Source organism: Hominiventricola aquisgranensis, assembly GCF_040096225.1.
GTDB classification, from domain to species: Bacteria; Bacillota; Clostridia; order Lachnospirales; family Lachnospiraceae; genus Hominiventricola; species Hominiventricola aquisgranensis.
Genome location: NZ_JBBMFC010000012.1, coordinates 60269 through 76817, shown reverse-complemented (window position 1 = coordinate 76817; position 16549 = coordinate 60269). Strand labels below are relative to the sequence as shown.

General features: G+C 43.6%; 6 protein-coding genes. All 6 read left to right on the top strand.

From position 1 onward, the window contains the following. Window positions 1-55 precede the first annotated feature (55 nt). The 6 genes from WMO62_RS08230 to WMO62_RS08205 all read left to right on the top strand — a co-directional run bounded on the left by WMO62_RS08230 (window position 56) and on the right by WMO62_RS08205 (window position 16429). Complete coding sequence (locus tag WMO62_RS08230) at window positions 56-301, top strand: helix-turn-helix domain-containing protein (protein ID WP_117496981.1); 246 nt, start codon at window positions 56-58, stop codon at window positions 299-301. Then, complete coding sequence (locus WMO62_RS08225) at window positions 292-840, top strand: pentapeptide repeat-containing protein (protein ID WP_349144386.1); 549 nt, start codon at window positions 292-294, stop codon at window positions 838-840. The genes WMO62_RS08230 and WMO62_RS08225 overlap by 10 nt, the downstream gene beginning before the upstream one ends. Window positions 841-1019: 179 nt before the next feature. Then, window positions 1020-1373 carry a helix-turn-helix domain-containing protein gene (locus WMO62_RS08220; RefSeq protein WP_117496979.1) on the top strand — a complete coding sequence of 118 codons (354 nt, stop codon included), beginning with the start codon at window positions 1020-1022 and terminating at the stop codon, window positions 1371-1373. A 98-nt stretch (window positions 1374-1471) separates the two neighbouring features. Then, window positions 1472-3175, top strand: a complete 1704-nt coding sequence (locus WMO62_RS08215; RefSeq protein ID WP_349144385.1) for an AAA family ATPase — start codon at window positions 1472-1474, stop codon at window positions 3173-3175. 246 nt (window positions 3176-3421) lie between these two features. Beyond that, window positions 3422-4453 carry an SH3 domain-containing protein gene (locus WMO62_RS08210; RefSeq protein ID WP_349144384.1) on the top strand — a complete coding sequence of 344 codons (1032 nt, stop codon included), beginning with the start codon at window positions 3422-3424 and terminating at the stop codon, window positions 4451-4453. A 246-nt stretch (window positions 4454-4699) separates the two neighbouring features. Beyond that, complete coding sequence (locus WMO62_RS08205) at window positions 4700-16429, top strand: hypothetical protein (protein WP_349144383.1); 11730 nt, start codon at window positions 4700-4702, stop codon at window positions 16427-16429. Window positions 16430-16549: the final 120 nt, after the last annotated feature.

Here is a 16549-nt window from a genome sequence, read left to right as displayed (position 1 = left end):
AAAAATCAATATGCTGTCGACTTTTACGTTATGTTAATAATGAGGTGTAAAAGTTGTGTACAGGCGTATCAGAGATTTAAGAGAAGATAAAGATTTGAAACAAAAAGATCTGGCAAAGCATCTTGGCTGCAGCCAGACAACGTACAGCGATTATGAGACAGGAAAGATCCATGTGCCCCTGGAGACATTGATCGAACTATCCAGGTTTTATCAGACGAGCGTGGACTATCTGCTGGATCTGACGGATGAGAGAAAGCCGTATCCGAGACATGAGAAGAGGCAGGTGAAAATATGCCCCTGACATTGAGCGCAAAATTTAAGGTCCTTCAGAATCAGAACTATTACGGATATCATATCACAGGTGGGAAACTATTCTGTACATCCGTGTTGAACAGCAATTTCTCGCTTACACGGATCGTTATCGGAGCAAAGTTCCTGGCTAACGGATATATCAAGTGCAATTTTATGTGCAGTGATTATGAGCTGCTGGATATGGAAAGTGATATGTTCAATTACTGCATTCTCAGCAATATCCATCTGGAACGTTCCAGTCTGGAATGGGTCCGCATGGAAGATTGCGTTGCCATTGGCATGTCATGGAAAGAGAATTATATTACCGGAGCAAAATTTATCCGATGCAATTTCTCACACAGTAAGTTTAAAGAAACAGAATTTCACAAGTGTGTATTTATAGATTGCATTATCCAGGATGTGACGCTTACAAGAGTATCTTTTGTAAAATGCAAATTCAAAAACTGCATTTTCACAGAATTTCCAGAAGATAAAAAAGGAACCTGCAAATTCATCAATTGCAGAGAAGAAAAAGAAGAATGTTTTTGATCGAACAAAAGAGTCCGGAACACGTTCCCGGACTCTTTTTGAAGAAATTTAAAAATTTTTTTCAAAAAGTGTCAAAACAAAGCTACAAACTCGTTATATATATAGAAGCGATTATAGGAAAGAATTTTCGAAAAAGCGAAAATACCTTTCAAAAAATCGAAAGAAGAAGGAGCACGCTTATGAGATACGATCCAGAGAAGGTATGTGAGAGAATTTTGAAACAGATCAGAAGGTACAGTGAAAGAGAAGGACTGACCATGTCATCCCTTGCCAGAGAAGCAGGACTGTCCGCATCCACGATCAGCGAGATGATGTGCGGAAAGACCCGGCCACAGGTATACACCCTGATGAAAATATGCAATGTATTGGATGTGTCCATGGATGTTCTGATGGGAGAATTCATGGAAGATGGGGAAGTGCCAGAAAAGCCGGCCCGCCGACTGCCGGTTCAGAGAGTCTACAATGCTCTGCCGGAGTGGAAGCAGAAGAGAGTGAGGGAATTCATCGAGATGATCGCGGATTATGAGCCGTAAAAAGTAACATAAATACAGTTGCCAGAATCTTTGCTATGCGGTTATACTATTAGTAAAGTATATGAACGAAATCAGGCCAGAGGGGAGGAGCGTAAGTCATGGGTGAACAGACAAAATTACCAGTTGGAATCGAAAATTTTGAAGAGATTCGATCAAACGGTTATTACTATATTGATAAAACAAAGCTGATTGAGCAGCTGCTTGATAACAGGGGAAAAGTGAACCTATTCACCCGTCCTCGGCGTTTTGGAAAAACACTCAATATGAGTATGCTGAAATGCTTTTTTGAGATTGGCACAGATCCTGCACTGTTTGATGGATTAGCGATTTCCAGTAATGAGCAGTTATGTAAAGAATATATGGGGAAATATCCTGTTATCTTTATTTCGCTGAAAAATGTGGAAGGACTGGATTATGAAGCGGCAAAATATCAGATGATTGAACTGATTGCCAAAGAGGCAGAACGCTTTGAATTCCTGGAAAATAGTTTTCGTCTGACTAACAGAGAAAAAGACAAATATACATCGATGGTAACTCTTCTGGATGGAACATATCAGATGAGCGATGAACTGTTACTCTCTTCTTTGCAGACACTTTCGGAACTGTTATACAAGCATTATGGTAAAAAAACGATCATTCTGATAGACGAATATGATGTGCCGTTGGATAAGGCTTTCCAGCATGGGTATTATCAGGAAATGGTTACTTTGATACGTGCAATGTTTGGAAAAGTATTAAAAACCAATAACGCGTTGAAATTTGCTGTGCTGACAGGCTGTCTCCGGGTCTCTAAGGAAAGCATATTTACAGGGCTTAATAATTTTAAGATTCTGTCTATTACGGACACAAGATTTGATGAGCAGTTTGGCTTTACGGATAAAGAAGTAAAAGAACTTTTTACATATTATCATGTGGAGAACCGGTTTGATGAGACAAAGGAATGGTATGATGGATACCGCTTTGGAAATGCAGATGTCTATTGTCCGTGGGATGTGGTGAATCATGTGGACCGGATCAGGAGTGATCCAAATGCCAGACCTGAAGCTTACTGGATCAATACCAGCGGAAATGATCTGGTAAAGAGATTTATTGACAAAGCTACCAAGACAACCAGAAGTGAGATTGAAAGTCTGATTGCCGGTGAATCGATTGAAAAACAGATTCGGCTGGATCTGACCTATGATGAAATCGACAACAGCATTGATAACCTCTGGAGTGTCCTGTTTACCACGGGTTATCTGACCCAGACTGGTCTGACGGATGCTGGCGCCTACAAATTGGTGATTCCTAACAAAGAAGTCAGGGAAGTATTCAAACTTCAGATACAGGAATGGTTTAAGAAATCGATTTTTTCCAACACAGAGCAGCTGCAGAATTTCTGGAAAGCATTTGCAGAAGGAAATACAGAAGAAATCGAAAAATATCTGAATAAGATCCTGAGCAATTCGGTCAGTGTCTTTGATACCAGAGCCAGAAAAGAAGAGAAAGAAAGCTCGTATCATAATCTGCTGGTAGGAATCCTCACGGGAAATGCGGACTGGCTGGTAAAATCCAATGCAGAAGCTGGAGCAGGATTTGCGGATATTATCGTGGAGACGGATGATCCAGATGCAGGTATTGTTGTGGAACTGAAATACACAAAGGAATACAAGGATATGGAGCAGGCGTGTCAAAATGCGCTGGATCAGATTAAAGACAGAAGATATCAGGAATATCTGCTGAATGATGGGAGAAATGATATTCTGCTCTATGGGATGGCATTCTGTAAGAAAAGATGCAGAGTTGTGGTTGGGAGAATATAAGTTTATAAGACAGGTAACTTTAAATATAACTCTAGAAGACTTTAATAAAAATCAAGGATGTCGATTTGAAACAAATAGAAATAACTTTAGGAGAGTTTCATAAATATTTAAGTTGGACTGGCAGAGCTGCTAGTCCTTTTCTTAATGCTCTTTTGACGGAAAAATGACGTTTTCTTTGTTGAAATTTGTTGTATAATTGAAACCAAGAACAGAAATTGGGGATTTTTTATTGGAAGGTATAACTAAATGAAAAATGATAACTCGAAAACGCCGTATGATTCCTATTTAGAATCATTTGAAAAAATCAGGAAATCGTTAATACCATTAACTAAAACATTGTCTGAAATGATCTTTGACACATCGGCATTTACAGGAGCAGCAGAACTTATGAGCAGTAGAATAGCAGAAATGGTGAAGGAGTATGAAAATGTAGATATATCAAAATCTGTGTCAGCAGTATTGAAAGCTGCGTATACGCCTTTTAAGGTATCAGAGTCTTATAAACAATCAATGGAATCTTTTGAAGAGATTGGAAGACAGTTTTCAGCAATAAACATCGCGGAAGAATCTAGAAGGAGCCTAGATAGCATACAAAATATTGCAAAATTATTGATATCAGTAAGCACTATTGATACGGCGCGTTCAATTCAGAACCTTCAGGAATCAATGAAAATTTTTACGGATAGTGTTATTGCTGAACAGATTAATCAGTTAGAGAGTATTAATTACGGCAAAATTTTTTCTCAAACACTGCAAAAAAACGGAACTTTTAAAGAGGCTGTCGATGCAGCATATGAATCTCTTCAAGAAGAGAATATCTCAGAAAATGTAGAGCTGGAAACAGATTTTGCAAGTGAGCAGGAAATTCAAGATACAATAAATGATCAAATGAATAATCCTGTTGGTTTCCAAGAGAGAGTTGCAAATTGGGCGGCAGAAAAATACAAAAAATATTTTATTGTAATCAATTTTTGGTTATTCATATGGGGGATTTTTATTCAGCCTTATCTTCAGGAAAATGTGGGACTTCCAGTTATGACTTATGTAGCAAGTGATGTAAAAGAACTTCCTGAAAAAGGAGCCAAAATTGTTACCCGATTAAAGAAAAATATAGAAGCAACTATCATCAAAAATACAAATTACTACTACAAGGTTACGTTCATAGATGAGGATGGTGTACGGAAGGAAGGTTATGTCGCAAAGAGAAATCTGAAAATTATAGAAGAGCCAGAAACAGAAGAAACGGAAGAAGAACCAACTTCATTATCAAATGAATAAATCCAATACATAGACAAGGGACTTTTCTTTCATATATCCGTTAATTTCACCAAATCATAAAATAAAACCATAAAATAATAAAAAATAGATTTCAAAATGTGGCATGGGTATGCAGACGGTGGAATTTACTTTTGAAAGTTTCAAAATAAAAATATGAAAAATTTTTAGAAAAAGTCACTGAAAAATGTGCTATAATTTATACAAGAATGTCTTTTTACAGAACGAATGAAAAAGAAGGAGGTTCCAATGAAAAAGAGTAGAGTTGGCAAGAGGATTCTTGCCTGGATGCTGGTCTTTGCAATGCTCTGGCAGAGTGCCGGGGTGGAGACACTGGCTGCATCCATAACAGCTTCTGATGGAGTGGAGACTCTGACAGAGGAAGGAGAGGAGAAGGCTTCTGCGGCTGAAGATACGAATGTATCTGAGCAGCCGGCGGACAATGGTGCCGGAACGGATAATGACACCGGCATCACCGATGGCGACACCGGAAGCAGTGATACGGCTGAAAATATCGGAGACACTGGAAGTAGTGATACGGCTGGAGATATCGGAGACACTGGGAACAGTGATTCGGGCGAAGACAAACAGCCAGGCTCGGAGATCACAGCAGATGAAGTCACTTCAGATTTGTTTTCAGCAAAGTCTGAGGAAGAAGTGAAAGAGCCAGCGGTTATTTTAAATGGTATTGCCGATGGAACAACTACACAGCTTCAGACATGGACAGCGGCTGATATAGAAGGCAGGAATCCGCTGGAAGCGGCAGAGGAAGAGATCAAAAAAGGTGAATATTCTTCCTATTCCGTTGAGATTGAGCAGGATCTGACAGTCCCTGCTTATACCCAGACAGAGGATCGGAGCAACACGACGCTGTATCTTCACGGACATACGCTGACTATTGAAGGAGACGGATATTCCTTTGGTACCTATACGGTGAATGTGGAAGGAATCAGCAATGATGAAAATAAGACTTTCGGTACAATAAAATTTGTTGTCAAATCTGCAACGGTTGATCAAAATAATACTGTAACGATTGGTGCTGATTTTCAGTCTTCGCAGGATACCAGTGATGTCTACTTGAACTGGCAGAATATGAATATTGAAGTGGCAAATGATGGGGATACATCAACAAGTACTGATTCTGTTACAGTTAAACTTGGGGAGCACAACCGTGTAACCTGGAATGAGGTATCCTATAATACTTCAAATGGAATTAAAAAGAAGTTAGAGACTGCAATGAACAGTAATCTGACGGTAAATGATGAAACTGAATTTGTTACAGATGATGTTTTTATTACAAAATGGAGCAGCCTGACTGTAAAAAATAAATGGAAAACAACCAATGCTACGTTTGATCTGAAACAAAGCAGTGTAAATGCAAAAGAGATGGAGATCGAAAATCTTACAATGAAGGGAGACTCCAAATTATTTACACAGAAAAGCTGTACAGTTAATAAGATAATAAGTAATGATGCGAATGAATTATTACTGGTAGCAGAGAAAACTGCTGATGTTGTGGAATGGCCGATATTTCATATCAACAGTGAAATCAATGACTTCCAGATTCGTCTTCAGAGAGATGTTGTTGATGTAGCTGGCACTTTTGAAGACTGGGGAACCTTTTCCGAGAATGACCAGGTCGCCATTCTTGGCGCAGATCTGATCGCTCAGATTAAATCTTCCGGCAAGGATGTCAATGACTACTTCGTGGCTGACGGAAATGTTGAATTTGCACTGGATGAAGCAACATGCAGCCTGACAGTTGTAGCAAAACCGGAAGATCAGACGAAGCTTTACTGGATCTATCAGCCGGGAGAGGATGCAGAATCCTACCAGACTGGCGTGGATACACTTGCAGAAGCAAAAGAATGGATCGCAGAGCAGCCGGAGAATGATGTCTCTTATGTGATCCGTGTAAATACTAGTCAGGTAAATGCAGACAAGACAGTGAGTGCTGGTAAGAATGATCTGAATTACCGGGAGCAGGGACATGCAGTTCTGCTTGATCTGCAGGAACAGGTTCTGACTTTGACAGATGCGGATACAGTTATGACCACTTCGGCAACGAATGGACAGATCCGCGTGAGCAAAGCTGGATCTCTGACCGTATATCCGGATAACAGTGATATACGGTGGTCGAATCTGACTGTAAATATGAATAATCTTTCTGAAAAGCTGATCGTGGGAGAGCAGAATGTTGCTTACAGCGGCAGACTGGTTACAGAAAATGTAGAGTGGACCAACACAGGTAAACTGGCAGTGACCATGGCAGCCAATGTGGATCTGACCGGTCAGACACTGAACTGTGCAAGTCTGAAGGTGGTTGGAGAGAGCTATGAGGTCTCTGATGGAAAATTTGAGAAACAGGAAGTATCCATCGGAACCCTGAAAGTGATCGGCAATCTGGAACTGAATGGCGTACTGACCGTTCATTTTCTGGAAAATGTAGGCGGAACCTTGACGGCAGTCTCTGGTTCTACCATGACCCTTACAGAGCGTGGTGTGATCAATAATCTGCTTGTAAAAGGAAGTGGAAGTGAGCTGGAAGCAGAGGAGAACTTTGAACTGCGGATGGTATCACCGGATAATGTATCAGACCATACATTATTGATCAATGGAAGTGTATCTCGTTCAGGTAAGATGGTTACACCGGTGCTCTGCAAAGGTATGGCATATAATCAAGAAACTGGTAAATGGGAAGAAAAGCCATTCGGATGGAACAAAAGCAATGAAATTTCTGAGCGTAGATATGAGATTTATATGCCAAAGGTAAGAACCGCACTGGATGGATTTTTTACCTCTGACTTGTATGCAGATTCTGAACATAAGCAGGTGATTACTTTATATGCTGTGTGTGAAAAAACGGGAACAGGTTATGGCGTAAGGGCTAAAGAAGCAACTGTTCTGGTGAAACATGCAAATATGATTTGTCGTTTTGACAGTTTTGAGTATGCAGTTGCAAGTATTAGTAAGTTGATATCTTCGGGCGGTTTCGGAAATGATAAAGGAAAATATACCTTTGTACTCCTTGCATCAGGGCAGTTGAAAAATAATGTTACACTGCCTTCCTGTGTAACGGATCTGGAGTTCATAACCTATGCGGATGAACCGAAGAATCTGGAAACAGGTAAGGTTCAGTATCTGAAGCTGGATGGATCCGGCAAGAAAGTGATTCTGAAGACAACAGCCTCTACGATTTACATCAGTCCATTTGTAGATATCAGAAATGGAACGCTGGAAGCACCGAGTGCGACAGAAATCCATATGGGCAGATTCAGTGAGTATAAGCTGGAAGGCGGTTATGACGAACAGTGGACGGCAAAAGGTGATGATCTGACCATCAATGCTCCCAATGCAGCATTTTATGCCAATGCGATCACCTGGTCAGAAGACAAACATCAGAAGACAGAGAATGCCGTATTTGACATGTCTGAGGCTACATTGAATGTGGCATCTCTGGTGAGCAGAGGCTCAACTGAGGCAGGAACCTACATCTCTGGTGATAAACTGGAAGTACAGTTCAAGAAGCTGACCCTCAACAGCGGAAGCACCTCCTTTGATGGCAAGGTAACGATTCCGACACTTGTGCAGCAGGGTGGAAGTGTCAAGGTGGAGTCAGGCGCAGCTGTAGATGTAACCACATGGAATGTAACGAAAGCTGTTGCAAAAGATGCCATCAGCGGTTATGAGACCATTTACAATGACGGCGGACAGGTAAAAATCGATACCCTGAACATGACAGCAGGTACCTTATATAATGGAGGGTATCCGACGAAAGATGGTACGGCATCCGTTACCATATCCACAGTAAAACGGCTGAAGAAGCTGGTAAATGATGACCAGGCAGTCTTCCATGTACATAATTATGCATCAGTAAATGGCGATGCAGTATGGCTGAATGACGAATCCTTATTTGTAGTGGACTCACAGTATATGGGTGAAGGTGAGACCGATCAGCCGGGAACGGTTGTACTCTATGGACTGCGGATAGCAGGAACGCCTGTGATCCAGAAGTCTTTAAGTGATACACTGACGATCAATGGAACACCGGTACAGGCAGATGAAGAGAGCCGCTGTACCGTGAAGATCCATGAGCCGGACAAGACGGCAGATGCACTGCTTAAGCAGGTGGCATTTAACACCAGCATGACCAGTGGATTCCCGCTGGAGATGTTCAATGTCACAGCAGAACTTCGGGATGGAGATAACTCGGATGCAGCAAGAGAAGAGTATGATTTCATGCTGCAGCAGAATGGCAAACAACTCCTGATTGCGAAAGCACTGTTTGCAGTTACCCAGAAGGGAATTAAAGAAGGATCGCGGATCGGAGAATATGCAAACTGGCAGCAGGTAGTAGCAGCTATCAACAACATCAATGATGCGAAAAATGAGTATGAGATCCAGGTACTGGACGACACAGTGACGATCGATGGAACATTTACCATTCCGTCCAAAGCCGCAAGTCTGGACTTCTCTTATGAGCAGCGTTCAGGCGCTGAACTGTGTACACTGACCTGGTATGGAAATGTAAGCCTTCCAACCAATGTGACATTCCAGAATTTCTGGTTGACGCCGAAAGCAACAGCAAAAGAAGGTGCAGCTCCAGCGAGCGTTGCATTGAACCGGAATACATTCTATCTGGAAAATTCCGGCGGTGTATTTACCAATGTAACAGGATCCGCCAATTCGGTATGGCAGATTGTAACAGGAGATAGCACAGTACTTCCGTCTGAGGCCAGTGCGTGGGTGGAAGCCAGAGGCTCTGTCAGCGGCATTGCACATCTGATTCTGTCTGGTAAGCCGGATCATACTCCGACCCTGCAGGTTACCAGTAACGTGACCGCAACAAAGCTGACAATGAATGATGCAGCATGGTTAAAGACTGTGGGCGTCAGAAATAATAACAATCAGATGACCTCCGGTAAGATCACACTGGCCAATGTAATCACCAACGGAGAGGATAACAAGGTCTCCTATCCGGGAGAAAATACAGATTCCATGTTGTATGTGACCGAAAAGGTTGATAGTGACGGGGATTATCATGAGGCAGAGGGAGAGAAAGCGTATTATCTCTCCTGTGCGATTACTGTTGATACTGAGGGAATCTACAATACGAAGACCGCAGATCACCAACTGTTGAGTGCCAAAAATGCACCGGCATCCTGGTTCGTAACAGAGAACGAGAAGGGTGAGAAGCAGTGGACAGAAAAATCTGGTGAGTGGGTTATTATCGCAAGAACGGCCGCACCTTCGGTTGCACTGAATTATGGTTCTTATAATGAGAAAGGCAATATCTATGGTTATTTTGGAACTGTCAAAGAAGCCTTCGGCCAGATTCAGTTTTTGAATGATCCGACGGCTGATTATGTGATTTCCATTTTGAAGGACAGTGCGACAAATGTGAATGAGAACCTTGGATTCCCTACAAAAGTTCACCGGCTGTATGTAGTAAATGAGACAGAGAGTTCAATAAAATTCAGTTTTAAGAATCTGATTGAGCTGAACAGCAATACCACGTTTGTGGAGCTTGATCTTGTACCACAGACTTCCGGTGGAAGTATCAAGGTAAAGAATTATGAACTGGAACTGGATAGTTGTTATATTCCGACAGGGAATAAGATCACTGGAATCACTGGAAACGGAAAAGGTCAGGTAACTGTACGGAATTCCGTATCTAAAACTGGAAAGAATGAAGACGAAACAAGTACAACCTGTAATTTTACCGTAAATGGAAGCATCAGTGGACTGAGCGTACTGAAAGTTCAGAGCGATCATAGTGCGGGATTGTATGTAACAGGCAATGTGACCGCAACTAATCTGGAGCTTGCCAATAATGTCAAAGAAAGAGAAACTGCATTACTGGAAGTAGACGGTAAGCTGACTGTGACGGATGTAATCACAAAGGGTGATTGTTCCGTACAGGCATCTGTGACGCTGACAAGAAACACAAGGAGTACAGACAAAGAGATCACCCGTGTGACACCGAACTTTATCATCAATGGAACGGTCAAGGGAGATCCGCTGAAGCTGTCAGTGGTAGAAATGGTGAAGACAGGAACCACATTGACGGCACAGGAAGTACTATTTAAGGATCGGTCGAATGAAGAAGCACCTCTGGCTGGCTATGTATGGGGCAGCACTTATAAGACGGTCAATGACAATCAGGAGACTGTCTATAAGAATATTCCGCTTGTGCTGGCGAAGAAAACAGCAGCAGCCAAGATTGTCCTGAATACAACAGACAGTGATGTGCAGAAGGGCATGCTCTATAAGTCTGGCGGTTATATTAACTATATGAGCACCACGGACTACGCCATCGAGCTGACATACAAGACCACTGACAGTGATGGTACGAAGGCAGACCAGCAGACCCCGTGTCTGACCTGGGCGGATGCAGTGACGGAGATCAATAATCAGGCAGCAGGCAACAGCAATGCGAAGAATACAGAGTATACGATCACTCTGAAGACCGATCTGGGAAGTGCAAAAGCAGAGAAGACAGCACCGATCAGTCTGCTGCTTCCGGGAAGAAATGCTGCAGCCAATGTCATTGTGACATCCGAAGGTGATGCAAAGAACATTTACTATCAGGGAAATATCACTGCCAACACAGGACTCACTCTGAAAAATGTAAATCTGAACAGCAAAGTCAGGGTAAATGGAACCTGGACTAATGTTATATTTGACGGAGATCCGAAGACATGCGTAAAACCGATTACACTGACTGTGGCAGGTGCATATACCCTGAATCTGGGTGACAATGTGACCTTCAATTCGCCGCTGATCCTCAAAGGAAACAATGCGGCAACTCTGAAGCTGACAGCAGTTACCGGAAAGACACTTAAGACAGTCGGAAACCGCAGTGAAGAAAATACAGGAGCAACTGAGGGCAACCTGATCTATGGTTCTGTGACAGGATTCACTTATGTGGATCTGAACACAGATAAAAACACAAATGATGAAGACGCAAATGGAAAGCTCTATGTAGAGAAATATGTGACCGGTAAAGACAGAAAAGGCAACTGGATCTACACAGATGGCGCGTTTACAGTAGTGAAAGATCTGACACTTAGAAATGCACAGCTCAAAGCAGCATCCGTGACAGTCAATGGCAATGTGACCATGACAGATTCTCAGGTAGAAGCAGATGGCGTATTTACATTCAATAAAGATCTGGCCTATACAGGATCCAAGAATGCACTGACCACCATCCGCAAGAGTGCCGCAGATCTGACACCTTACCTGACCATCAAAGGAAACGTAGCAAGTAAAGATGGTTCAACGATTAGGGTCAAGGTGCTGAACAGCGATGGAACTGTTCCGACGCTGGCAGTGATGGGCGATACATTTACAGCGGCACAGAAGACCGCGTGCAGACGTTTCCTGGTTGCACCGAAGGCGGATATCAGTCTCTTCGTACCGGATAGCGAGAATCTGAAAGCAGGAAATGAGAATCCATATGAGACCGGAAAGAAAACTGGTTATATCTTCTTCCGCGACAAGAGCGGCTATGTAAATATCTATTATGCAGATGAAGTACAGGCGGCTGTATATGTGGAGGACGAAGAACTGCTTGGTTATTATGTGACCTGGGCAGATGCAGTGGCAGCAGTCAATGCTTATAAGAGCAGCAACCTTGCAAGTGAGACCATCAGTATTGTGTTGTGTAAGAACCTGGGAGAAGCAGTACAGCCGGTAAATCTGACACTGCCGTCAACAAAAGCAACAGTGGAAATCACAGCATGTGATGTCAATAGTGATCGGATCTATTATAATAACAACATTTCCTTACGCTCCAATACAGTGTTCAGGGGAATTATGCTGGCACCAACCGCTGTGAAAACAGTAAAAGGTGTGAAAAAAGCTTATGGTATTTCCAGAGACATTGCAGTGGGAAGTTATAGCTTTACGATGGATACCGTTGTTGTCAGCGGAGTCGATGCATCAATCGGAAGTATCACAGGAGCCGGTTCCAAGACGGCAGAGTATGAGTTCGATGGCGATGAGAATACTCGTTATGATCTGACCGGTAAGCTGGCAATCACAAACGGAACCGTTTATATCCGTAAAAATGTTGCTGTTCAGGCAGCAGGGGCATTGAGTGTGCAGACACTTGTATTACACGCAGGAGCAGAGCTGTACGGAAAAGCTGCCATGAAGATCGGCGATATCGTCTATACAAACCAGCTTACCAATCCACCGATGATCGGAACCTGGAGAACCGTGGAGAAAAAGGGTCTGGATAACTCCCAGTTTACACTTACAGGCGGCGTATATGCTGGAGTTGATGAAAACGGCAAACCAGCAGGCGCTGATGAAGGCAAGATCATACTGGCAGTTCATGAGAATGATAGTACAGAAGAAGATCCGCGTCTGATAGATGCAACCGATTACGAACTTATTTATAATCGTACAGGCGATAGCAATGTGAAGCTCACCGTTCCGGCAACGAAGAAACTGGCGGACATTCCGAAAGAATATCTGTCACATTTTAAGGTGGGATATAACAATACTGACAACACAAAATATCATCTGGTGAAATATGCAGGCGGTGTATATCTGGGAACAGACAGCCTTAAATCGTATGAGGTGGAACTTGATCATGCCGATGAATCTACGACCTGTCTGGATCTGAACCAGGCGGCGACGGAGATCGCGAATCTGGCAGCACTGACGGATACATATACGGTTAAGGTTCCGACCGAATTGACAGATACCTGCATTACAGATGCTACGGCTGCCAGCTCGCTGGTGCTTCCGAAAGCAAATAAGGCGGCAAGTGTAGTCTACACCAATAAGATCCAGAGATCAGAGGTCAGATTCCTGGCAGCAGACGGAATGAAACCGGCAGGCATCGTTACATTTGAAAATTTTGTCTTTGATCCGGTAGTGATTAAGAATAATAAAGTGAATGTGGCAAACCCGGCACTGACCATGTCCGCATCAACCATGACAGTGGACGGAAAGAAGACCTCCGTATCTCGTGTGACACTGGAGAACTGTTCCTTTAAAAATGCACAGACATTGTTTGCTTCTGTCACTGGCGTCCGGAATGTAAGTACCCTGACCATGGATGGATGCAAGATTGGTGTACTGGGCACCATGCAGTATGTAAATGATCTGGATCTTCTCAATGGAACAGATCTGGCAACACTGGGAACTGTTAGTGTGAATGCAGTTACGATGAAAGATACGGATGCAAAAGCATCTACCTGGAATGCATGGGGAGCGACTACAATCAGTACAAGTCTGACATCGTGGATGAAGAATAAGGGAAGCTACATCGGAACCCGCAGAGTAGATGCGAAGACTGGCAAATCTGCCTTTACAGTGAACGGTTCGGCATCCACAGGTAAGGACCGGCGGATCTGGATCAAAGTAATGAAGGATACGACCACGCAGGCGGATGTGCTGAATGCATATAAAATAGGAACACTCACATCAGCAGCATTGTACCGGGGAGGCTCTTCGGCCGATCCGACTGAGACTTATAAAGATATCTCGCTTCTGGCAGCACCGAAGGCGGACGCTGGTATTTTCCGTGCGCACTATTATCAGACAGCATCGGATGATGTATTAGCAAATCTCATCAGCTACAAGGATCTGAACTACAATGTGAAGAACGGTGACAAGCGTGAGATGGCAGTAGAGATCACCCGTGAGAGTGATGAAAAGTCTGACGCAACAACCTATGCGAAGACATTTTCACAGGCAGTTACCATGATCAACCGTGCAGGAACCGGTGTGAAAGCAGCAGATTATGATGCATATACCATGACGATCCTGACTGCCAATGCGGAACGGGAAAATGGACAGCCGCTGGTGAAGACGGCACAGGACGGCAATCAGGCACCGGCATATGGTTCACTGACACTGCCGACTTATGCAAAAGCAGTTACCATCAAGAGCGATAGTACAAGTGCTGTACCGACACTGAAGTTTACCGGTGCGGTTACACCGAGATGTGACACGACATTTGACGGTGTGAAGCTGGTAGCAGGAACAGTCAGTGGTGGAAAATGGCAGACTGCAAAAGAGCAGGCACCGACCATCTCCATGAGCAATACCAGATGGACATTGACCTTGCCGAAAAAGAGCGATACCTATACATCAATTACAGCACCGCAGGGACAGATTGTGATCCCGGCAGGCGCAGATGTGACGGTGAATGGAGCAGTATCTGCGAAGACCCTGAGCCTTGCGGGAGAACTGCATGTAAAGGGTAATCTGACGGCGACTACACTGACGGCAGCTTCCAATGATGCAGCAGTGACCGGCGAAAAAGTCATGACTTTCACAGACCTGACCAAGCATGCAGATGATGCAGCTCTGAAGCTGACAACCTATCGGACAGCAAGACCTGCGAACAAGATATCCAGAACCCAGTTGGTCATCAACGGGGAGATCACAGTACCGACCAGTATTCAGATGATGGTCTATGATCAGAAGAAGATCAATGGGAAGCTGGAAGATACCCATGCATTTGGCATGAATGACATGAAGGATTATGAGCTTGGAGTAAATGGAAAACCAACAGAAAATGTAAAACTGGCAGTGATCCCGAAGGCATCTCTTGCGGATGTGACTCTGCTGGTGGAGGATTCAGATACTTCCTATGCGAAGAACCTGCCCCTGTGGAAATATGAGAAAGGCATGTATCTGGCAGAATCTAAATATGCAGTCAACAATGGCGGACTTCCCATCATTGTGACTGCGCAGGAAGATGGAACATCGGTTTATGAAGCGTCCTTTATGAACTGGGCACAGGCAGTCAAAGAGATCGATGTGATCGCAAAGAAGGCGAGAACATACACCATCATGCTGACAGAGAATGCAGGGGACAATGGTACGATCGGAACACTGACCATGCCTGCACAGGCAGCAAAACTGACCGTGAAATCCAATGATGACCATGGACGGTATGTGTTCTTTACCGGTACAGCGATCACGCTCCGCTGCCCGACGGAATTTGACCGGATCGGACTGATCGGAGTACTTAGAAAAGCAAGTGGAAAGACCGTATGGTATGAAAACCGTGCATACACCTTAAATGCCGGTAATTATGATCTGACCATGAAAAATATGCTGGAAAGTGGAAACTTTGAATATAAAGCAAATCAGGGCAACACATACGCATATCTGTCAGCGATACCGTCAAGAATCAGTGGTGGCACCAAGAGCATACTGACCTGGGAGATGACCACCAACTGGAGCAACGGAGATAATTTTTATTATGTTAACAACATGCAGACTCAGCCTGCGGAACAGATCACAGGATTTGGAACCGTGGATCTGAAGCTGTCTGACAAGTTTGATCATAAAGTCGGAAGCACCGTTGTGCAGGTCAGATCCAAAGAGGCGATTCTCTCTGTTCCAAAAGGAATCAGTGGAATCAGCAGCCTGAAGCTGAATGAAGGTGTGACACTGAATGTGACCGCAGGAAATGTGGCGGTAAAAGATGCACAGATCAATGGTTATGTGAAAACCAGAAATTACACATCCACAGGTACAACGACCATGCACCTTGGCGTGATCGATGCAGGCATGTGGGTGAAAAATACGGTAACTGGTGCAGTAAGAATGAATCAGGTGAAACTGGAGACCATGGATAATCAGATTATCGGCCGGAAGAACAGGAGCAACGTATCACAGATCGTGATCACCGGAGCAGTTTCAAAGACGGATTCCTTTGACAAAACTGCAACATCTGAGAATGTGGCAGTCCATGCACCGATCATTATCTGCCTGACAGAATATGCAAGAAATTCCAAGGCACAGCTTGTCAATGGAATGGTTCTTCTGCAGGCTCCGAAGGTGACGCAGGAGCAGGCAAATGAAATATTTGCACCGAAGTACAGCAGATATGATGCTGAGTCAGGTGCCCATATCTCTGGAATGGGAACCGTGCCAGATGGAGCAAAAGTAATGATGTTAAAGCCTGCCAGAACCAATAACCTGACATGGAATATGATCCTTTAAATGTAAATGAAATACAGTCTGCAGGCGGCGGATAACAAAGCCGCCTGCATATCTGTAAGTGGATCTGCCGAATGATTAAGATCCATTTACAGATATACAGCAAAATGACAGAAAGCATAG

Bases quoted from the DNA above. Each gene is read 5' to 3' on its own strand.
- WMO62_RS08220 (WP_117496979.1), top strand. From the start codon at position 1,020: ATGAGATACGATCCAGAGAAGGTATGTGAGAGAATTTTGAAACAGATC.
- WMO62_RS08205 (WP_349144383.1), top strand. From the start codon at position 4,700: ATGAAAAAGAGTAGAGTTGGCAAGAGGATTCTTGCCTGGATGCTGGTC.
- WMO62_RS08210 (WP_349144384.1), top strand. From the start codon at position 3,422: ATGAAAAATGATAACTCGAAAACGCCGTATGATTCCTATTTAGAATCA.
- WMO62_RS08215 (WP_349144385.1), top strand. From the start codon at position 1,472: ATGGGTGAACAGACAAAATTACCAGTTGGAATCGAAAATTTTGAAGAG.
- WMO62_RS08225 (WP_349144386.1), top strand. From the start codon at position 292: ATGCCCCTGACATTGAGCGCAAAATTTAAGGTCCTTCAGAATCAGAAC.